Below are 18,073 nucleotides of genomic sequence, written 5' to 3' on the forward strand. Positions count from 1 at the left end.
GACCGTTCAGCTGCCCGCGTATTTCGCGGCGTAGAGAGCCTGATCGGCGCGGGTGAGCAGGTGGTCGGGCCCCTGGCCCACCAGCGCGATGAGGACCGCGCCGATGCTCACCGTCACGTCGATGCTCACGGTGTCGACGGTGACCGGGGTGCTGAGCGCCTTGTGGAGCGCGGCGACCAGCCGGTCGAGGAGGTCCTGGTCGGCCGGTGGCTCGGCGAGGACGACGAACTCGTCGCCGCCGGTACGCGCCAGCACGCACCCGTGCGCGGCGGCCGCCGACTCCAGCCTGTTCGACACGGCGGCGAGCAATTTGTCGCCGACGATGTGGCCGAACGAGTCGTTGACCTCTTTGAAGTTGTCCAGATCCAGCGCGCACACCCCCGCCCTCGCCTCCGGATCCGCCTCATCGATGACGGTATGCAGCCGGTCGAGCAGGTACCGCCGGTTGGGCAGGGCGGTGAGCGGGTCGTGCATCGCCTGCCACTGCAATTGCTCTGTGGTCGTGCGTCTTTCGGTGATGTCTTCGCCGAAGCCGAGCAGGTACCGGCGTTCGCCGTCGGCCGAGGCGCAGCGGGTGACGGTCCAGGAGGTCCACACCATCGACCCGTCCTGGCGGGGGAATCGGCCTTCGATCTGGATGCTGCCGGTGGGCGAGTCGTCGAGGGCGCGCATCACCCGTTCACGCACCTCGGTCTGGCGGTCGGCCGGGAACATGGTGAAACCGGTGGTGCTGCGCAGCTCGGCCAGGTCGCGGCCGATGAGCCGTTCGAAGGCCGGGTTGGCGTCGAGGATCATGCCGTTCTCGTCGCCGATGGAGATGCCGATCGAGGAGTGGTGGAAGGCGATCTCATAGCCCTCGGCATGCGGTGGCGCGGCGCACAGGGCGCGTGCGAAGCCGGTGCCGAATCCGCCGAGCAGCGCATCGCCGGTGGCGAGGTCGCGCGGTCTCGCCGATTCGGCGACCGCGCGTAGTACCGGAACCGACGCGGCGATGACGGCCGGGTCGGTGAGGCCGAAGTCGGCTAGCGCTCGCGCGGCTCGTTCGCCTGCCTCGAACGCGGACTCGTGCGATGCCTCACCGAGCTCGGCGACGACGCGGCGGACCTGTTCGACGAGCGAATCCCGCGAGACCGGACCGAGCTCGGCCAGGCGCCGAGCCCACTCGTCTGCGTGGTCGTCGAGGTTCATAGCGAAGCCGGTTCCAGGTGGGCGGCGTCCTTGCCGCGGCCGATGCGGTCGGTGGTGATCATGCCACGTCGGAGCCGGAAAGCGGCCGCTCGGCCGCACCGATTCGGTGCGGCCGGGGTCAGGCGGGCTCAGCTGTCGAAGTGAACATCCAGCAATCGCTCGCTCGCGCGCAAGTGCTCGGCCATGGTGACGAGCAGGTCGATCGAGTCGCGGGACAGGCCGATCGTCTGCACGAGGAACAGGCGTGGCCGGTCGAGCTGCAGGCGCGCGAGCAGGGTGCTGTCGTCGACGCTCGACTCGTTCAGGTCGCGGACGAAGAAGTAATCAGGTTCCACTTGGAAGTAATCGGCCAGTGCGGCAACGGTTCTCCACGAAGGGTTGCTGCGGCCGCCCGACCGCAGCTGGGACAGATACGGTGCCGAAATGCGATGCCCCGCCGCCTGCAACGAGCGTGCGACCTGGCGGTTGGTGCACCGGTCCGCGACCTGCTCGGGTGGATTGCGGAAGAGCTCGTTGAGGCGGGTAGCGAAGTGCGACACGGCGATTCCTCGACATCAGGTTGGTCAGAAGACCATCTTGTGCCGCTCGCTGTGTCGCTGGCAATAGCGCCAGCTAACTTGTGGCTTCCATCACGAAATTCGGCCCGGGCGTTTGTTCCACGGCGAAATGCGGTGGCCTGCCTCAGTAGGCGAGAGGATAGTCGTCGTCCGGCATCGGAGTGATCCACGACTGGTCGAATACGTCGGCCGGGTTCGCGGAATCCCAGGCGGCGCGGACGAATTCGCTCGGGGGTGTCAGTGCGTCCAGATCGAGGCCCGCTTCGCGGTCGGCGTCGTCGGCCACCGCGAGCTGTTCGGCGAAGTCGGCGTCATCGCGGGTAGGGATCATTCTCGACCTCCAGATGCGGATTCGGCGGGGTGGGCCGGCTGCCGGACCGGCCCACTCCGAGGTGGAAGAGCGACGTGACATTCGAGGTGTTCTCGCCGTTGCGGCGGGGGTCCGCGCTGGGTAGGCGGACCCGGCAGCGGGATCATGACGCGCCTCCTCGCAGAGAAGCGTCCGGACGGGTCAGGCGTTGATGGCCTGGCGCTGGTGTCCGTTGGAGTGTGCGATCTCGATCTTGCGCGGCTTGGCCTTCTCGGCCACCGGGATCGTCAGGCGCAGCACGCCGTCGGTGTATTCGGCGCGGACGTTGTCGGTGTCGAGGCCCTCGCCGAGGAACAGCTGACGGCTGAACACCCCGCGCGGGCGTTCCGCGGCGATCATCTCACGGCTCGAGTCGAGTTCGGGTCGCGATGCTCGCACGGTGACAACGTTGCGTTCGATATCCAGGTCGAGCGAGCTCGGGTCGATACCCGGCAGGTCGAATTCGACGAAGAACTCGTCGCCCTCACGCCAGGCGTCCATCGGCATCACCGTCGGCCGGGCCGCGGTGCCGAGCACCTGCTGCGTGAAACGGTCCAGATCGCGGAAAGGATCGGTACGCATCAGCATGGTCGCCACCTCCAACTCACTCCATTTCTCTCTCGTAGGTCAGGTAACCTATGCCATGTGGCATAGATTTGTTTTAGCACTCTCGGCACGAGAGTGCAAGAGAGGAGTGAGATGTCGCTGGATCCGCACGCGGGATCCCCGCTACCCGACCCGGCGCAGGCCGTGTACGGGATCTCGGTGACAGCAGAACTGACGGGGGTCGGTGTGCAGACGCTGAGGCTCTACGAGCGGCACGGGCTGCTCACCCCGGCGCGTAGCGACGGCGGTACCCGCCGCTACAGCAGCAACGACCTGGCGCGCCTGCAGCGCATCGTCGCGCTCGCCGCCGCGGGGGTGAACCTCGCGGGGATCGGCCGCATCCTCGAACTCGAGGACGCCAACGCTGTTCTGCACGCTCGTCTGCGTGGCGAACTGCCTCCGGATTAGCGCCGACCTGGTGGTCTGTTCCTGTGGGTGAGCATGGGGTCGTGCGGGAAGTGTCGTGAATCTTCCAATGACTTCGGTTAACGGTTTTTCCGGGTGAGGGCGGGTCCTAGGTTTCAGGGCGGCTGTCCGGCCGAATTTCGCCTGCGAAAGACCGAGTGTGCGTGTGACGAGTTGGGTGCCGATCCTGCGATCGGTGCTGGTGATCGCCCTGATGACCGGGGCTGTCATCGCCCTGCGCGGTCGGGTTCCCGGGGTCGTCCCGGCGGCGGGGGAGCGGCCCTCCGCGCTGACGGTCGCGGTGATGCCGGTGCTGTTGCTCGTCTCGGTGGTCATTCTGACGGCCGGGGTCCTGATCAGCCAGCACCGCTTGCCGTTGGCGATGCCGCAGATCGAGACCGCCGGTGGCGGGCTGCCACGGTTGCGGGTCGGACGGCTGTCGGTTCTTGTCCCGGTCGCTGTCGGCGCCGCGGCGCTGGTGTTCGCCGGTGGGATCGTCGCCCTGTTCCTGCTGCCCGGCGCGAAAACCGAGCAGACGCCGCCCGAGGACGCGCCGATACGCGACCGCCCGACCTCGCTCGATGCCGCTGCTCCGAATCACCTTTCAGCACACCGGATCTGAGTGGTCTCACCCTCGTCGTCGCGACCGCGCTCGCCCTGCTGCTGGTGGCGATCGCGGTGGTCGGTCTGGCCACGGCGTTCGGTTCCGCGCGTCGCGTCCCCGACCACGTCCCACCGCCCGACGCCGAACTGCCCGCGCCCGAAGTGGATTCGCTCACCCGGGCCGCCGAAATGGGTCTGGCCGCGATGATCGCCCCCGGCCAGGACACCCGCGAGGCCATCATCGCCTGCTACGCCGCCATGGAACGCGGCCTGTCCGCCGACCGCGCCGCCGCCCCCCTCATCTCCGACACCCCCAACGAGGTCCTGGCCCGCGCCTTCACCACCGGCGTCCTGCAGGACTCCTCCGCCCACGAACTCGTCACCCTCTTCGAAGAAGCCAGATTCAGCCCCCACGACATGCTCGGCTGGCAACGCATCCGCGCCGAACAATCCCTGCGCGCCGTCCTCGCCGACCTCCAACGCCGCACCGCCGAACTCGTCGCCTAGCGCCCGGCGAGGTGGGGGCGCGCGCCGCGTCTTTGCTACGGTGGCGATGTGTGCTGGAGCACACCTGTTCGGGTAGCAGCTGGTGGCGGGCCCGTGAGGGCGTGCCGCGGTGGTCGGTGGTGAGGTCGGTGTCCCACGACGAGAGGCCGTTCGATGCGTGCGCAGATCAGTTTGACCGTGGACGGGCATACGCGGGAGCTCGGTGTCGATACGCGGGCCACGTTGCTCGACGTCCTGCGTGAACAGCTCGGTGTGACCTCTCCGAAGAAGGGGTGCGATCACGGGCAGTGCGGGTCGTGCACGGTGTTGCTCGACGGGCGTCGCGCCACGCTGTGTCTGGCGCTGGCCGTGGCGCACGACGGGGCCACCATCGTGACCGCCGACGGGCTCGCCGACGGTGACGAGCTGCATCCGGTGCAGCAGGCCTTTCTCGAGCACGACGGTTTCCAGTGCGGTTACTGCACACCGGGCCAGATCTGCTCGGCTGTCGGCATGCTCGAGGAGGTGAAGGCGGGCGCACCGAGTCATGTCACCGCCGATCTCACCGGTTCGGTCGAGCTCACCGACGACGAGATCCGGGAACGGATGAGCGGCAACCTGTGCCGCTGCGGCGCCTATCCGCATATCGTCGCCGCGATCGCGGAGGCCGCCCGGTGAGGGACTTCGGCTACGAACGCGCGATCGGGCCCGAACAGGCGGTGGCGACGATGCTCGCCGAACCGGACGCCGTATTCCTCGGCGCCGGAACCAATCTCGTCGATCACCTCAAGCTCGGCATCACCGCACCCGGCCTGCTCGTCGACGTGAGCCGGCTGCCGTTCGACGACATCACCGAACGCCCGGACGGTGGCGTGCGGGTCGGGGCGACGGTGCGCAATGCCGACCTCGCGGCGCACCCGGTCATCCGCGCCCGCTACCCGATGCTCTCGGCCGCGTTGCTCGCCGGCGCGTCACCTCAGCTGCGCAATCTGGCCACCACCGCGGGCAACCTGCTGCAGCGCACCCGCTGCCCGTACTTCCAGGACGTGACAACACCGTGCAACAAGCGCACGCCCGGCAGCGGTTGTTCGGCCATCGGTGGATACGACCGCGACCAAGCCGTCTTCGGTGCTTCGGACCAGTGCATCGCTACCCACCCCTCCGACATGGCGGTGGCCATGACCGCGCTGGACGCGACGGTCCGCGTGCTCGGCGCCGATGGTGAACGCGAGATCCCGCTGGTCGATCTGCACCGACTGCCCGGCACCGAACCCGAACGCGACACCGTCCTGGCCCACGGCGACCTCATCACCGCCGTCGACCTGCCCGCCCTCGACTGGGTGGCCAACTCCGCCTACCGCAAGGTGCGCGATCGGGCCTCGTACGCCTTCGCCCTGGTTTCCGTCGCCGCGGCCGTCGATATCGCCGACGGGCAGGTCCGCGATTGCCGCATCGCGTTCGGCGGTGTCGCGCACAAACCCTGGCGCGCCCACGCCGCCGAAACCGCGCTGCGCGGTCGTCCCGCCACCGCGACGAGCTTCGCCGAGGCCGCCGACGCCGAACTCGCCGCCGCACGCCCACAACAGCACAACGCCTTCAAGATCCCACTGGCACGCAGAGTCCTCGTCGCGACCTTGCGCGACCTGACCGAGCAGGGGGCGCGATGACACCCGCGATCGGCAGTTCCCCCACCCGTGTCGACGGGCCGGCCAAGCTGCGCGGCCGGGCACCGTACGCGATGGAACACCCGCTCCGGGATGCCTTGCATGCCTTCCCGATTCAGGCAACCATCGCACGCGGCCGGATCGGCGCGATCGATACCCGCGAGGCCGAGACGATGGACGGTGTCGTCGCGGTGCTCACCCATCTCAATGCCCCACGGCTGGCCGCCGACGACGACAACGAACTGTTCATCCTGCAGAACGACGAGGTCGCCTTCCGCGGCCAGTTGATCGGGGTGGTTGTGGCCACCAGCCCCGAGGTGGCGCGCGAGGCGGCCGCACGGGTCCGGATGAGCTACGACGAGAGCCCCGCCGACGTGGTCTTCGACGCCGACCGCGCCGACCTGTACGCACCCGAGGACGTGAGCGGCGGCTTCGCCACCGACACCACCATCGGCGATGTCGAGAAGGCACTCGATCTGGCCCCGGTGACCGTCGACCAGACCTACACCACCGCGATGGTGCACAACAACCCGATGGAACCGCACGCCACCATCGCGCACTGGACCGAGGATGGTCTTGTCCTCTACGACTCCACCCAGGGCCCGCACGTGGTGCGCTCGACGCTGGCGCCGCTGTTCGGGCTGGAACCCGAGCAGGTGCATGTCATCGCACCGTATGTCGGTGGTGGATTCGGGTCGAAGGGCGAACCGCACGCCAATATCGTGCTCGCGGCCATGGCGGCGCGGTTCACCGGCGGCAAACCCCTGAAACTGGCACTCACCCGCCAGCAGCTGTTCTCCCTGGCCGGTTACCGCACTCCGAGTGTGCAGCGGATCCGGCTCGGCGCCCATCACGACGGTACCTTGACGGCTTTGAGTCATGATGTGGTCCAACAGGTTTCGAAGGTGAAGGAGTTCGCCGAGCAGACGGCGATCGTGTCGCGGGTGATGTACGCGTCCGGTACCCGCGCCACCACCCACCGGTTCGCGGCGCTGGACGTGCCGGTGTCGTCCTGGATGCGGGCGCCGGGGCACTGCCCCGGGATGTACGCGGCCGAAACGGCGATGGACGAGCTGGCCGTCGCACTCGGCGCGGACCCGATCGCGCTGCGCATCCACAACGAACCCGAGGTCGATCCGGAATCGGGGCGCCCGTTCTCCAGTCGTGGGCTGGTCGAATGCCTGCGTATCGGGGCACGGCGGTTCGGCTGGGCCGACCGCGATCCGGAGCCGAGATCGCGCCGGGACGGACGTTGGCTGGTCGGCTCGGGGGTCGCGGCGGCCACCTATCCGGCCGATGTGAATCCGGGCAACAGTGCGCGGGTGTGTTTCACCGGCGGACGCTACGAGGTGGCCATCGACGCCATGGACATCGGCACCGGCACCTGGACCACACTCGGCCAGATCGCCGCCGATGCCCTCGGTGTCACCGGCGACCGCATCGATCTGCGCATCGGCGATTCCCGGCTGCCCGCCGGAACCGTCGCGGGTGGTTCGAGCGGGATGGCGTCGTGGGGATCGGCGGTGGTCGCCGCTGCCGAGGACTTCCGCCGCCGCTACGGCGACGACCCGGCCGACGGTGCCGAGACGACGGTGGAAACCTCGAAAGACCCGGCGCGGGAGGACTTCTCGACCCACGCCTTCGGCGCGCATTTCGTCGAAGTGCGGGTCGACACCGACACCGCCGAGATCCGGGTGCCCCGGGTGGTGAGTGTGTTCGGCGCGGGCCGCATCATCAACCCGCGCACCGCCCGCTCACAGTTCATCGGTGGCATCACCATGGGCATCGGCATGGCATTGCACGAGGAGAGCGTCTTCGACACCCGCTTCGGCGAGGTCGTCAACCACGACTTGGCCGGCTACCACGTTCCCGTCAACGCCGATATCGGCGAGATCGACGTCAGCTGGATCGACGAACACGACCCGCACGTGAATCCCCTGGGCGCCAAGGGTATCGGTGAGATCGGCATCGTCGGCTCGGCGGCGGCCGTCGGCAACGCGATCTACCACGCCACCGGCGTCCGCGTCCGCCATGTTCCCATCCACCTCGAGGACCTCCTCGACGCCGTCTGAGCCCATCGCCTAGATTCGCCGGATGACCTCCACCGCCCTGTACTGCGGCACGCGCTGGGACGAGCAGGGCCGATGGTGTTACGAATTGCTGCGCGCGGACGGCACCGTCGACCTGCTGCCCGGTCTCGGCACCCGGCTGGCGTTCCGGGTCACCGAGGGCCGCTACTGCCTCGGCTACCGTGCGTTCGGCGGCGAACCCGGGCGCCGGACCTGCCCGCACGAGGCGCGGATCGACACCGGTCACCAGTGCGAACGGTGCCGGATCCGGGAGGGGTGGTCGGTGGTGCACAGTCATCGCGGTCCGCTCGCCACCCTGCCCGAACAGGTCCGTGATTACATGGCCCGCCCACACCACCTCTACATCGCGTACTTCGGTGACGGGATGGCCAAGGTCGGGACGGCCTCGGCGATGCGCAGGCACCGCAGGCTGTTCGAACAGGGTGCGCTGGCCGCCCGCTTCATCACCGATTCGCCCGACGGGTTGCATGTGCGCGAACTCGAGCGGGTGGTGACCGAGCGCGCCGGGCTTCGCCAATCGGTGCCGGGCGTCACGAAGACACGGATCCTCACCCGACCGTTACGGCCGTGGTCGGCGGTGGAAGAAGGAGTGGCCGAGGCCGCCGCGCACGCGGCGAGCGCCCTGCCCGACGACATCGTCCGCACCGATATCGCGTGGTCGGGCGGTCGCGACTTCTACGCGACCATCCAGGCCAGCGGCCGATTCCCGGATCCCATCGAAATCACGGCCGGCGCAGGCGAATACGTGTTCGACGCGGTGGCCGCCCACGGCCACACCCTGGCCTGCCGTGATCCGGCGGGAGCCGCTGAACTGGTGTTGGTCAACGACTCCCGCCTCGTCGGTCGCCGGATCGAACTCGATCCGGCGATCAGCGTCACCCCGGAACCGGCGCAGACCAGCCTGTTCTGAGGTGCCGGATCAGGCGGGCACGGGGGTCCACTGCTCGGCCGGCGGGCGGCCGGGCAGCGGCTTGCCGATGAGCGCGAGCGGGACGAAGAAGTTCACCTGCCCGATCGCCATGGCGAGGGTGGCCAGACCCGTCTCGTCGTAATGCTTCGCGGCCGCGTCGTAGAGCTCGGCGGTGACCCGTTCGCCGTTCGCGGCCGGAAGCAGGACGGCCTCGGTGAGTGCGAGCGCGGCCCGTTCGGGCTCGGTGAACGACGGTGCGTCACGCCAGGTGGCGACGACGGCGATCCGGTCCTCGGATTCCCCTGCGGCGCGCAGGTTTCCGGTGTGCAGGGCCGTCAGATAGGTGCTGCCGACGATCTGGCCCGCGCGCAACTGGATCAGGCTGACGGTCGAGCGGGGGATCGCGCCGTTGCCGACGGCTTTGAACAGTGCGGCGCCGACCTCGGCGAGGGCGGGGACGAGCTGCTGGGGGTTGGGCAGGCGGGAACGGTCGGACATGATGGTTTCCTTTCCGGTGGTGTGATTCTCAGGCGATGCGGGTTCGGGAGCCGGTGAGAGAACGCAGGGCCGCGGTGGTGGATCCACCGGCGGGCAGCCAGGCGCGCGCGGCGAAGGTGGCGGCGGTGAAGAACAGGGGCATGGCCCATTTGTCGGGGCCGTCGCCGACGGCCAGGTGTGACGCCGCCGCACCGCCGTAGACGAAGACCAATCCGGCGTAGGCCCATTCCTTCGTGCGCGGGTGGCCGGGCGTGAGAATGGTGGCCAGCGCGGCCGTTTTCGCGACACCGAGGACGGTGGCGAAGTACATCGGGTAGCCGAGGTGGTCGAAGGATTCGCGGACGTAGGAGATCCGCGCGAGATCCCAGTAGGCGCCGACGGCGGTTTCGGCGAGGACTGCGGCAACGGGCACCCAGCGCGCGAATTTCGCGACGCGGGACAGGTTTGTAGTCATCAGTGAGTTCTCCTGTGCGGTAAGGGAATCAGTCAGGCGGCGGCCGCGACGTGGGTCGCGGCCCGGTGGAGGACGGCGGCGAGCCGGGCGTTCTCGGGGGCGTTGAAGGCGAAGGCGGCGCGACGGCGGGTGTAGCCGTAGGTCAAGCCGCTGTGCGGGTCGGCGAACCCGTCCGAGCCGGCGGAACCGGTGTGCCCGATGGCGTAGGCGCCGAGGAACGGAGTGAGCAGGCTCTTGGCTTCGAAACCGAGCGCATACGGTGCGCTGTCACCGCGCACCAGGTCGCGACCGCCGGAGTGGATGGTGGACACCGTCGCGATGGTCTCCAGCGACAGCAGTGGTTCGCGTCCGTCGATCCCGGTGGTGGCCGCCGCGTACATCGCCGCGATACCCGCGGCGCTGCCGACCCCGCCCGCCGAGGCCTGGCCGAGCCTGCGCACGGTGCTGTCGTTGGGCAGCGCCATCACATCGGCGGCGGTGAAGCCGTGGGCGTTGAGGTTGTAGGCGATGCCCGCGATGCTGTGCGGCGCGGGGGAATTCGCGGCGAAGGCGGCCTCGGCCTCCGGTGTGGCGCGCCAGGGCAGGATCGGCAGGTAGCGGTGCTCCAGGTCGGCGGGCAGGCCGAGGTGGATGTCGAGGTCGAAGGGCGCGCGGATGCGCTGCTCGAACAGTTCCCGCACCGTGGCGCCGGTGACGGCCCGCACCACCTCGCCGACGACGGCGTAGGTGACGAACCCGCCGTATCCGTGCACGGTGCCCGGCTCGAAATAGGGCCGCTGCCCGACGAGTCGTTCGGCGATCACCCGGTCGTCGGCCAGTTCCGCGACGGTGAAGCCACCGTCGACCCCGACCACGCCGGAGCGGTGAACCAGCATGTCGCGCACCGTGATCCGTTCCTTGCCCGACTGGGCGAACCGCGGCCAGTAGTCGGCCACGGGCCGATCGACGTCGAGCACACCGTCCTGGATCAGCAGCGCGATCACCAGGGCGGCGGCGCCCTTGCTGGTGGAATGCAGCCCGGTCAGCGTCGTGCCGGACACCTCGGAGCCGGACCAGAGGTCGACCACTCGACGACCACGCACGAACGCTGCCAACTGTGCGCCCGGGTCACCCTCCTCGCTCACTACGGCCGCGAATTCGGCCCGCACCTGTTCGTATCCCTCGGCGACGAAGCCGTGCACCTCGACCATGATGTTCTCCTTTCGGCCGCGGCTTCCGGCCGCGGCGGATCGTGTTCTGACGCACTGACGTAAGCCACGGGCAGAACGTGACCCGGTGGTGGAAAAACACTGGTCACGGCACTACGGTCACACTCGGCGTCCCGCTTTCGTCATAACGGTGGGACGACATCGAGGAGGACCCGTGCAGAACGCACAGTTGCTGGCCGAACAGTTCGAGGACAACCGCGCACACCTGCGGGCGGTCGCCTACCGGATGCTCGGCTCGCTCACCGAGGCCGACGACGCGGTGCAGGAGGCCTGGCTGCGGCTGGCCCGCACCGACACCGCCGAGGTGGACAACCTCGGCGGCTGGCTCACCACCGTCGTCGGACGGGTCTGCCTGGACATGCTGCGCTCACGCAAGAGCCGCGGCGAGGAACCGCTCGACAACGATCGCCTGCCCGATCCGGTGATCACGAGCGAGACCGTCGCCGACCCCGAACAGGAAGTGGTGCTCGCCGATTCGGTCGGCCTGGCACTGGTCGTCGTGCTCGAGTCGCTGCGTCCGGCCGAACGGCTCGCCTTCGTGCTGCACGACATGTTCGCCATGCCCTACGAACAGATCGCTCCTATCGTCGACCGCACGCCACAGACGGTGAAGAAGCTCGCCAGCCAGGCGCGCCGTCGCGTGCAGGGCGCAACGCCGGGTCCCGATCCGGATGTCGCGCGCAGGCGCCGCGTCGTCGACGCCTTCCTCACCGCCGCGCGTGGTGGCGATTTCGACGAATTGCTCCGCCTGCTCGATCCCGAGGTGGTGTTGCGGGCCGACGCGGGTGAGGCGATGCGGGTGATCCGTGGCGCCGCCGCCGTCGCGGGCCAGGCCGAGACGTTCCGGCGCATGGCCACCCTGTGCACCGTGTACCCGGCCCTGGTCGACGGCCGCTGCGGGCTGGTGAACACCATGGACGGTGATCCGTTCTCGATCATCGGCTTCACCGTCGCCGACGACCGGATCACCGCGATCGACATCCTGTCCGACCGGGAGCGGCTGGCTCGTCTCGATCTGACGCCTGTCCTGGGATAGCTCGATCAGTCCGTGGCCAGCTGGGTGCGCAGGGTGTCCAACCCCATGCCGCCCAGCTTCAGGGCGCGGGTGTGGAAGTGCCTCAGGTCGAATTCCGCGCCCGCGCGGCGCCGGGCGTCGTCACGGGCCGCGAGCCAGGCTTGTTCGCCGAGCTTGTAGGCGGCGGCTTGCCCGGGCCAGCCCAGGTAGCGGTCGATCTCGTCGCGGGCTGTTGCGGCGTCTTCGAGAGTTCTCGTGAGCAGGAACTTCCGGCCGAGGTCCGGGGTCCAGCGTGCACCCTCGTGGAAACCGGTGCCCGGCGGAATCGGCAGGTCCAGGTGCATGCCGATATCGAGGACGACGCGGGCCGCGCGGAAGAGTTGTTCGGCGAGCATGCCGAACAGGGCGCCGTCGTCGTCGAGAAAGCCGAGTTCCCCCATGAGACGCTCGGCGTAGAGCGCCCATCCTTCGCCGTGCCCGTCCACGAACGACATGAGTCGCTGGAACCTGTTGAGCGACTTCGCCTCCCGTACGGCAGTGGCGATCTGGAGGTGATGACCCGGCACACCCTCGTGGTAGACGGTGCTGATCTCCCGCCAGGTGCTGAACCGCTCCCGGCCCGCTTCCACCGACCACCACATACGGCCGGGCCTGCCGAAATCCTCGCTCGGCCCGAGGTAGTAGGCGCCGACTCCGCCACCGGGCGGTGCGATGCGGCACTCCAGTGCCATCAGCTCGTCCGGAATCTCGAAGTGTTCGCCGCGCAACGCGTTCAGTGCCCGATCGGATGTTTCCTGCAGCCAGCTGGCCAGGGCGGCGTGCCCGTGCAGGTGGTACCGGGGGTCGGCGTCGAGGACCGCGGCGGCTTCGGCGAGGGAGGCGCCCGGTGCGATCCGGCCGGCCACGGTCGTCATCTCGTCATGGATACGCCCGAATTCCGCCCATCCCCAGGTGTAGGCCGCATGCGGGTCGATCTCGGCCCCGGTGAAGTACCGCGACCACAGCCGGTAGGTATCCGCACCCACCGCGTCGGCACGGGGAGCGTGTGGCGCGAGCTCGGTCCGCAGGAACTCGGCGAGCTCACCCAATGCCCGGTCGGCGGCCGCGGCGACACCGGACAGATCCGGGGCGCCCGGCACGTGGGCGGCGGGCGCGGCGAAGGTGGTGAAGAACCCGGCTGCCCACGTCTCGGCCTGTGCGGCCGTGCCGAGAACCTGCCGCAGCGCCGCGCCACGGCGGCGCTGCTGTGCGGTGAACAGGGAATCACGCAGGCCCCCGATACTGCCCGGAACGGCGGCGAGGCGATCACCGATCACGGCCCAGTCCTCGGCGGTATCGTCGGCCATCACGTCGAACGCCATGCGCAGGTCCTGGACCGGCGAGGCGATGACATTCAGGGCGCCGAGCCGCAGCCCCGCATCGTGCAGCTCGACCTCGAGGCCGATGCGTTCGGCGAACACCGCCGCGGCCACCCGCTCGTCGTCGGCGGGCGTGGTCGAGGCGATGTCCTGTGCGGCCCGGCGGGCGAGTTCGGCACGGGCTTCGTACCCGGCGGGGGAGTAGTCGGTGAGCCGATCGTCGTGGTCGGTGATGCCGAGCAAGGTCGCCGTCACCGGATCCGCGGCGGCGAAATCCTCCACATACCGGTCGCAGATCCGGTGCACCTCGGAGTCGGCGCGCACGCCGTCAGCTGTCGACGGAACGGTTGTCGAGCGCCTCGCGCAGATCGGCGTTGATCCGATGGGCCTCGGCGAGCTGGTCTTCGAGAATCACGATGCGACAGGACGATTCGAGGGTGTTGCCCGCGTCGACGAGTTCGCGTACTCGCGCGGCGATGCGCAGCTGATACCGGGAGTAGCGGCGATGGCCGCCCGCGGAGCGCTGCGGAGTCAGCAGTTCGGCGGCGTCGAGGGCGCGCAGGAACGCCTGGGTGACGCCGAGGATTTCCGCGGCGCGACCCATGCTGTAGGCGGGGTAGTCGTCGTCTTCGAGTCGGTCGGCGGCACTGATGCCGTCGTTGGTGTTCACCTGCTGCACTGCACCTCTCGGTCAACGCTGGCAGGCCCGGCGCGCTGGGCGCCGGGCCTGGGATCTTACAAACGAGGGATTGACTTCACATTCACTCCGCACCCCGACACTCTCCGGGACGCGGGACTGGTAAGTGACTGCTCAGTGACCACCACCTCCTGTGACTGCCGGTTATGTCGAAGCTCGTGTACATCAGCGACTGTACAACTGCTCTCACAAAATGTCTACATTCATCACTGGAGATTTTCTCGTCCGACGACGCGTCAGTTCAGGATCGGCATCGGCGCGGTCTCCGGGAATGTGACAGGCAGCGCCGTCAGCGCCCGGTGGAAAGGACCCGGACGCCACGTCAGCTCCGACTCGGGCACCGCGAGCTTCATCTCGGGCAGAGCATCGAGCAGTTGATCGATGGCCTCCTGGACGATCAGATAGGCGGGTGATTTGGCTGGGCAGCCGTGCGGGCCGGTGCTCCAGGCCAGGTGGGCGCGGTTGTCGAGGAACTCGCCCGTGCCGATGGCCGGATCGGTGTTGCAGGCCGCCATGCTGATGAGCACCGGCTGATGCGCGGGCAGCCACACGCCCTCGACCAGGATCGGCTGACGCGGATAGGTGATGCAGTGGTTCGCCATCGGCGGATCGGTGTAGAGCACCTCGTCGAGCGCGTCGCGCGTCGACAGGCTGCCGCCGAGGATGCTGCCGGCGAAGCGCTGATCGGTGAGGATCAGCCGCACCGTGTTGAGGATCAGGTTCAACATCGGTTCGATACCCGCGCCGTACATGGTGAGCAGCTGGTTCATCAGCTCCTCGTCGTTGAGCCGGGCCGGGTGCTGCACCAGGCGGGTGGTGACATCGTCACCGGGCTCGAGCTGTTTGTGCCGGATCTGTTCGTACAGCGCGTCCTCGAGCATCTGACCGCCCTGCGCCGCGCTCGCGCCGCCCTCGAAGATCGCCGCCATACCCGCGGCCGCTCGGGCGCCGATGTCCTCGGGGACGCCGAGCATCGAGTTCAGAGCCGCGAAGGCGAGCGGGAAGGCGTACTGACTCAGCAGTTCCGCAGTGCCGTCGGCACAGAATGTGTTGATCAAGGGAATCGCGAACTGCTCGACGGTGCGCTGCAACCGGTACAGGTCCACCCCGGCCAGGCTGGCGACGGTGGCCTGCCGGTAGCGGGCGTGCTCGGCCCCTGCGGTGCGCAGAGCGTTGGGGCGATAGCACATCATCGGCAGCACCGGGCAGTCTTCGGGCACGGTGCGTTCCCACATGCGGGCATCGGCGGGGAAGTGGTCGGGATCGTTGAGGATCTGGACGGCGGTGCGATAGCCGATCACCAGGGTGGCGGGCACACCGGGCACCAGATCGACCGGGACCAGCGAGCCGAAACGGCGCCGCATCTCGCGGTAGGTGCTCTGCGGGTCGGCCGCGAACTCCTCCGAGTACAACGCCACCCGGGCCTGCCCGCTGTTCGAGTCGGGGGAGACCGGGGTGGGGCCGAAGGAGGTCTCGAGCGTCACAGCGACGTCTCCGCTCGACGGAATTCGTCGCGCCGGGGCGCGGCACCCAGCTCGCGCCCGACCCGTTCGGCCAGATCGTTCATCCGGTGTGCGACGAGTCCGAGATCGACATCCGCCGTCGTCGCGACACCGAGCAGGGTGCCCGCCCCGGCGGCGGTGATCAGGATCATCCCCTCGTCGTACTCGGTCATGTTCTGGCGCACCGTATTCGCGAAACCGCCGCAGAACTCGCCGAGCGCCTTGCCGAGCGAACGCAACCCGGAGGCCGCGGCGGCGAACCGTTCGGCCTCGTCCTTGCTGATACCGGGCGAGTGGGCCACCCGTAGACCGTCATCGGATAAGAGGACCGCGAACCGCACGCCGTCGAGCTCCAGATCGTCCAACAGCCAAGCCAGGCGGTTGGTGCTGTCGGTGAGGGAAGTGCTCATCAGCTGTCCTGTCCGTCGATGGAACGTTCGGCCGCGGCGCGGCCGTGCCGGGATCCGCTGTGCCAGGCGGTGACCAGTTCCGGTCTGCCGGGCGATTCCGCGCCCGTGGCACCGCCGGTGGCGGGGGCAACGACTCGTCGCGTGCGTTTGGGTAAACCGCCGGGGGTCGTGTCGGGTGCCGTGTGTTCGGGTGGGGCCGCGACAGCCACCGCCTCGACTTCCCGTGGCTCGGAAACATCCTCGCGCACAACGGGTTCCGGTGGCACATCGGCCTGCTCGAGCTCGTTCGAGCGGGCGTCGGACTTGTCGACGAGCAGCGCGGAGGGGATGAAGACCATCGCGCGGGTGCCGCCGTAGACATTGGGACCGTCGACGTAGGCCGCGAAGCCGTAGCGGCGGGCCAGCGCCGCCACACCGGGAAAGCCGATCTTCGGTGAGGGCCCGAGCGCGTTGATATCGATCACGCGCTCGCCCGACAGGATCTGGCGCGCCTCCTCCATCTGCTCCTGGCTCATCCGCACGCCCGCGTCGTCGATGATCAGGGTGACGCCGTGGTGTCCCTGCTGGAAGGCGACATCGACGAACGACGAAGGCGGCGAGTAGCGCAGCGCGTTGTCGAGCAAGGTGGCCACGGTGTGCACCAGCGGCTCGACGGCGCGGCTGATGACCACCCGGTCGCAATGTCCCGCCCGCACCCGCAGGTAATCGCGTACCCGGCTGGTCGCGCCCGCTACCACGTCGTCGACGGTCTGTTGCGGCCAGCGCCTGCCGGGCAGGCCGCCGGAGACGAGTACATACGACTGCGCCTGCCGGATCATCTGCTGCACGGTGTGGTCGATGCGGCTCAGGGTGCCGTACACCTCGTCGTTGCGGTTCTCGCGCAACGCGTTGCTGACCACCTGGCCCACGTCGGCGCCCAGGCTCACCACGGTGGTGCCGAAGGCGCGCACCGCGTTGCCCGTCGCGGCACGGGCTTCGGCGGCGACCTGCGCGCGGGTCTCCGCGCGGACGGCCTCCACCCGGTCGTCGGCGCGCTCCTGCGCCTCGTGTTCCACGGCCAGGCGGGTTTCCTCGCGCACCAGGGCGAGATCGTCGGCGTGCTCGGCCGCGATCCGGGCGATCTTGTGCGCGAACGGCGAGTCCCGCAGCTGGGCGGGGACCTCGGCGGTGACGTCGGGTTCGTCGTGGCGGCGGATCGCTTCGGTGATCCTCGGCAGGGTCGCCTCGATCAGGCGCGTCATCGCCTCGTCGTGCGCGTAGAGCTCGCGTTCGGCCGAGGACAGCCGCGCGCGGACGTGACGCTCGTTGCGCAGCGCGACCAGAGCCACCGCGACAGCGCCGAGCAACACCAATGTTGCGATACCGAACAAGAACACCGCGATTGTCGGGGTCATCGGTTCCTTTGTCGTCTCACCGGCCGAAGAGCCTGGTGGCCGGAACCTCGCCGGTCCCTCCGGCGAGACTGTTGCCGGTGGTGCAACCGTGCGAGTGCGGCCTGTCCCCGTCCCGCTGTGCTGCGCTTCCGGCGAATCCGCACACACCTTATCAGTGCGTATTTCGCGGTCGGAAAGTGTTGGTACCGAAAGTGATTCGTCCCTATTCCGCATCCGGTGACGGCGTGTCAAGATATATGTGACACGAAGTTCCATCTACACTTGAATGGAACCGCCGGTACCACTAAACTGATCAGTGGAACCACCGCTAGGAGACACCGATGACGTTGTCCACTTACCACGATATTCTGCAGGGCTTGTCCGAGGGATCGGTGAGCAAACACTTCGACCCCTATGTCGACATCGATTGGGACGCACCGGAAATGGCGGTGCATTCCGACGACCCCCGCTGGATCATGCCCACCGAGGACCCGTTGGGTCGCCACCCCTGGTACCGGGCCCAGCCCGCGGAACGCCAGATCGCCATGGGTATGTGGCGGCAGGCGGGCATCGCCAAAGTCGGTATCGACTTCGAGCAACTACTCATCCGTGGTCTGATGCAATACCTGATCTCGGTGCCCAACGGTGATCCGGAATTCCGGTACGTCACGCACGAGGCTGCCGAAGAGTGCAACCACAC

General features: G+C 68.6%; 21 protein-coding genes. 9 read left to right on the top strand and 12 right to left on the bottom strand.

The window, feature by feature from the left end; all coding sequences use genetic code 11:
- Positions 1-6: 6 nt before the first annotated feature.
- The 4 genes from ACSVDM_RS23980 to ACSVDM_RS23995 all read right to left on the bottom strand — a co-directional run bounded on the left by ACSVDM_RS23980 (position 7) and on the right by ACSVDM_RS23995 (position 2,682).
- Positions 7-1,188, bottom strand: coding sequence for a diguanylate cyclase domain-containing protein (locus tag ACSVDM_RS23980; protein WP_439268045.1), 1,182 nt, complete (start codon positions 1,186-1,188; stop codon positions 7-9).
- A gap of 128 nt (positions 1,189-1,316) precedes the next feature.
- A complete protein-coding gene (locus ACSVDM_RS23985) occupies positions 1,317-1,727 on the bottom strand; it encodes a helix-turn-helix domain-containing protein (protein WP_439268047.1) in 411 nt (136 codons plus the stop codon).
- A 142-nt stretch (positions 1,728-1,869) separates the two neighbouring features.
- Positions 1,870-2,076, bottom strand: coding sequence for a hypothetical protein (locus tag ACSVDM_RS23990; RefSeq protein WP_439268049.1), 207 nt, complete (start codon positions 2,074-2,076; stop codon positions 1,870-1,872).
- Positions 2,077-2,256: 180 nt separating this feature from the next.
- Positions 2,257-2,682 (bottom strand): Hsp20/alpha crystallin family protein, encoded by a 426-nt coding sequence (locus ACSVDM_RS23995; protein ID WP_067489192.1) that lies wholly within the window; start codon positions 2,680-2,682, stop codon positions 2,257-2,259.
- Positions 2,683-2,793: 111 nt separating this feature from the next.
- Here ACSVDM_RS23995 and ACSVDM_RS24000 point away from each other — a divergent pair, with 111 nt between their 5' ends.
- The 7 genes from ACSVDM_RS24000 to ACSVDM_RS24030 all read left to right on the top strand — a co-directional run bounded on the left by ACSVDM_RS24000 (position 2,794) and on the right by ACSVDM_RS24030 (position 8,858).
- Positions 2,794-3,108 (top strand): MerR family transcriptional regulator, encoded by a 315-nt coding sequence (locus ACSVDM_RS24000; RefSeq protein ID WP_067639203.1) that lies wholly within the window; start codon positions 2,794-2,796, stop codon positions 3,106-3,108.
- Positions 3,109-3,265: 157 nt separating this feature from the next.
- Positions 3,266-3,727, top strand: a complete 462-nt coding sequence (locus tag ACSVDM_RS24005; RefSeq protein WP_439268052.1) for a hypothetical protein — start codon at positions 3,266-3,268, stop codon at positions 3,725-3,727.
- Between the two features lie 44 nt (positions 3,728-3,771).
- The gene (locus tag ACSVDM_RS24010) at positions 3,772-4,215 is read left to right on the top strand and encodes a DUF4129 domain-containing protein (protein WP_439268054.1); all 444 of its coding nucleotides are present in this window, start codon (positions 3,772-3,774) and stop codon (positions 4,213-4,215) included.
- A gap of 153 nt (positions 4,216-4,368) precedes the next feature.
- Positions 4,369-4,872 (top strand): 2Fe-2S iron-sulfur cluster-binding protein, encoded by a 504-nt coding sequence (locus tag ACSVDM_RS24015; RefSeq protein ID WP_439268056.1) that lies wholly within the window; start codon positions 4,369-4,371, stop codon positions 4,870-4,872.
- Entirely contained in the window at positions 4,869-5,861 is a 993-nt protein-coding gene (locus ACSVDM_RS24020) for an FAD binding domain-containing protein (protein ID WP_439268058.1), read from the top strand. The genes ACSVDM_RS24015 and ACSVDM_RS24020 overlap by 4 nt, the downstream gene beginning before the upstream one ends.
- Complete coding sequence (locus ACSVDM_RS24025; RefSeq protein WP_439268060.1) at positions 5,858-7,930, top strand: xanthine dehydrogenase family protein molybdopterin-binding subunit; 2,073 nt, start codon at positions 5,858-5,860, stop codon at positions 7,928-7,930. Before ACSVDM_RS24020 ends, ACSVDM_RS24025 begins: the two co-directional genes overlap by 4 nt.
- 22 nt (positions 7,931-7,952) lie before the next feature.
- Positions 7,953-8,858: a hypothetical protein gene (locus ACSVDM_RS24030; protein ID WP_439268062.1), complete on the top strand. Its 906-nt coding sequence runs from the start codon at positions 7,953-7,955 to the stop codon at positions 8,856-8,858.
- Positions 8,859-8,867: 9 nt separating this feature from the next.
- On the opposite strand, the gene ACSVDM_RS24035 is transcribed toward ACSVDM_RS24030, so the two are convergent.
- From ACSVDM_RS24035 to ACSVDM_RS24045, 3 genes are read right to left on the bottom strand one after another with little or no spacing between them, the layout of a single operon-like run.
- Positions 8,868-9,356, bottom strand: coding sequence for a carboxymuconolactone decarboxylase family protein (locus tag ACSVDM_RS24035; RefSeq protein WP_439268064.1), 489 nt, complete (start codon positions 9,354-9,356; stop codon positions 8,868-8,870).
- Positions 9,357-9,384: 28 nt separating this feature from the next.
- Positions 9,385-9,810, bottom strand: coding sequence for a DoxX family protein (locus ACSVDM_RS24040; protein WP_439268066.1), 426 nt, complete (start codon positions 9,808-9,810; stop codon positions 9,385-9,387).
- A gap of 32 nt (positions 9,811-9,842) precedes the next feature.
- Positions 9,843-11,000: a serine hydrolase domain-containing protein gene (locus ACSVDM_RS24045; protein ID WP_439268068.1), complete on the bottom strand. Its 1,158-nt coding sequence runs from the start codon at positions 10,998-11,000 to the stop codon at positions 9,843-9,845.
- A gap of 172 nt (positions 11,001-11,172) precedes the next feature.
- On the opposite strand from ACSVDM_RS24045, the gene ACSVDM_RS24050 reads away from it, so the two are divergent.
- The gene (locus ACSVDM_RS24050) at positions 11,173-12,054 is read left to right on the top strand and encodes a sigma-70 family RNA polymerase sigma factor (RefSeq protein ID WP_439268070.1); all 882 of its coding nucleotides are present in this window, start codon (positions 11,173-11,175) and stop codon (positions 12,052-12,054) included.
- A gap of 5 nt (positions 12,055-12,059) precedes the next feature.
- Here ACSVDM_RS24050 and ACSVDM_RS24055 read toward each other — a convergent pair whose 3' ends face one another.
- The 5 genes from ACSVDM_RS24055 to ACSVDM_RS24075 all read right to left on the bottom strand — a co-directional run bounded on the left by ACSVDM_RS24055 (position 12,060) and on the right by ACSVDM_RS24075 (position 17,394).
- Positions 12,060-13,715 (bottom strand): DUF885 domain-containing protein, encoded by a 1,656-nt coding sequence (locus ACSVDM_RS24055; RefSeq protein ID WP_439268072.1) that lies wholly within the window; start codon positions 13,713-13,715, stop codon positions 12,060-12,062.
- A 4-nt stretch (positions 13,716-13,719) separates the two neighbouring features.
- Positions 13,720-14,070: a helix-turn-helix domain-containing protein gene (locus ACSVDM_RS24060; RefSeq protein ID WP_376739920.1), complete on the bottom strand. Its 351-nt coding sequence runs from the start codon at positions 14,068-14,070 to the stop codon at positions 13,720-13,722.
- Positions 14,071-14,324: 254 nt separating this feature from the next.
- A complete protein-coding gene (locus tag ACSVDM_RS24065; protein WP_439268074.1) occupies positions 14,325-15,572 on the bottom strand; it encodes a cytochrome P450 in 1,248 nt (415 codons plus the stop codon).
- On the bottom strand, positions 15,569-16,000 hold the full coding sequence (locus ACSVDM_RS24070; protein ID WP_067488887.1) for a roadblock/LC7 domain-containing protein: 432 nt from the start codon (positions 15,998-16,000) through the stop codon (positions 15,569-15,571). Before ACSVDM_RS24070 ends, ACSVDM_RS24065 begins: the two co-directional genes overlap by 4 nt.
- Positions 16,000-17,394 (bottom strand): ATP-binding protein, encoded by a 1,395-nt coding sequence (locus ACSVDM_RS24075; protein WP_067488885.1) that lies wholly within the window; start codon positions 17,392-17,394, stop codon positions 16,000-16,002. The genes ACSVDM_RS24070 and ACSVDM_RS24075 overlap by 1 nt, the downstream gene beginning before the upstream one ends.
- Positions 17,395-17,714: 320 nt before the next feature.
- On the opposite strand from ACSVDM_RS24075, the gene ACSVDM_RS24080 reads away from it, so the two are divergent.
- A partial coding sequence (locus ACSVDM_RS24080) for a diiron oxygenase (RefSeq protein WP_439268077.1) occupies positions 17,715-18,073 on the top strand: 359 nt, incomplete at its 3' end.

The organism is Nocardia sp. JW2 (assembly GCF_051843015.1).
In the GTDB taxonomy this organism is placed as follows: Bacteria; Actinomycetota; Actinomycetes; order Mycobacteriales; family Mycobacteriaceae; genus Nocardia; species Nocardia coubleae.

Coding starts and splice junctions, on each gene's coding strand:
- ACSVDM_RS23980 (WP_439268045.1), bottom strand. CDS start 1,188: ATGAACCTCGACGACCACGCAGACGAGTGGGCTCGGCGCCTGGCCGAG.
- ACSVDM_RS23990 (WP_439268049.1), bottom strand. CDS start 2,076: ATGATCCCTACCCGCGATGACGCCGACTTCGCCGAACAGCTCGCGGTG.
- ACSVDM_RS23995 (WP_067489192.1), bottom strand. CDS start 2,682: ATGCTGATGCGTACCGATCCTTTCCGCGATCTGGACCGTTTCACGCAG.
- ACSVDM_RS24000 (WP_067639203.1), top strand. CDS start 2,794: ATGTCGCTGGATCCGCACGCGGGATCCCCGCTACCCGACCCGGCGCAG.
- ACSVDM_RS24015 (WP_439268056.1), top strand. CDS start 4,369: ATGCGTGCGCAGATCAGTTTGACCGTGGACGGGCATACGCGGGAGCTC.
- ACSVDM_RS24025 (WP_439268060.1), top strand. CDS start 5,858: ATGACACCCGCGATCGGCAGTTCCCCCACCCGTGTCGACGGGCCGGCC.
- ACSVDM_RS24030 (WP_439268062.1), top strand. CDS start 7,953: ATGACCTCCACCGCCCTGTACTGCGGCACGCGCTGGGACGAGCAGGGC.
- ACSVDM_RS24035 (WP_439268064.1), bottom strand. CDS start 9,356: ATGTCCGACCGTTCCCGCCTGCCCAACCCCCAGCAGCTCGTCCCCGCC.
- ACSVDM_RS24040 (WP_439268066.1), bottom strand. CDS start 9,810: ATGACTACAAACCTGTCCCGCGTCGCGAAATTCGCGCGCTGGGTGCCC.
- ACSVDM_RS24045 (WP_439268068.1), bottom strand. CDS start 11,000: ATGGTCGAGGTGCACGGCTTCGTCGCCGAGGGATACGAACAGGTGCGG.
- ACSVDM_RS24070 (WP_067488887.1), bottom strand. CDS start 16,000: ATGAGCACTTCCCTCACCGACAGCACCAACCGCCTGGCTTGGCTGTTG.
- ACSVDM_RS24075 (WP_067488885.1), bottom strand. CDS start 17,394: ATGACCCCGACAATCGCGGTGTTCTTGTTCGGTATCGCAACATTGGTG.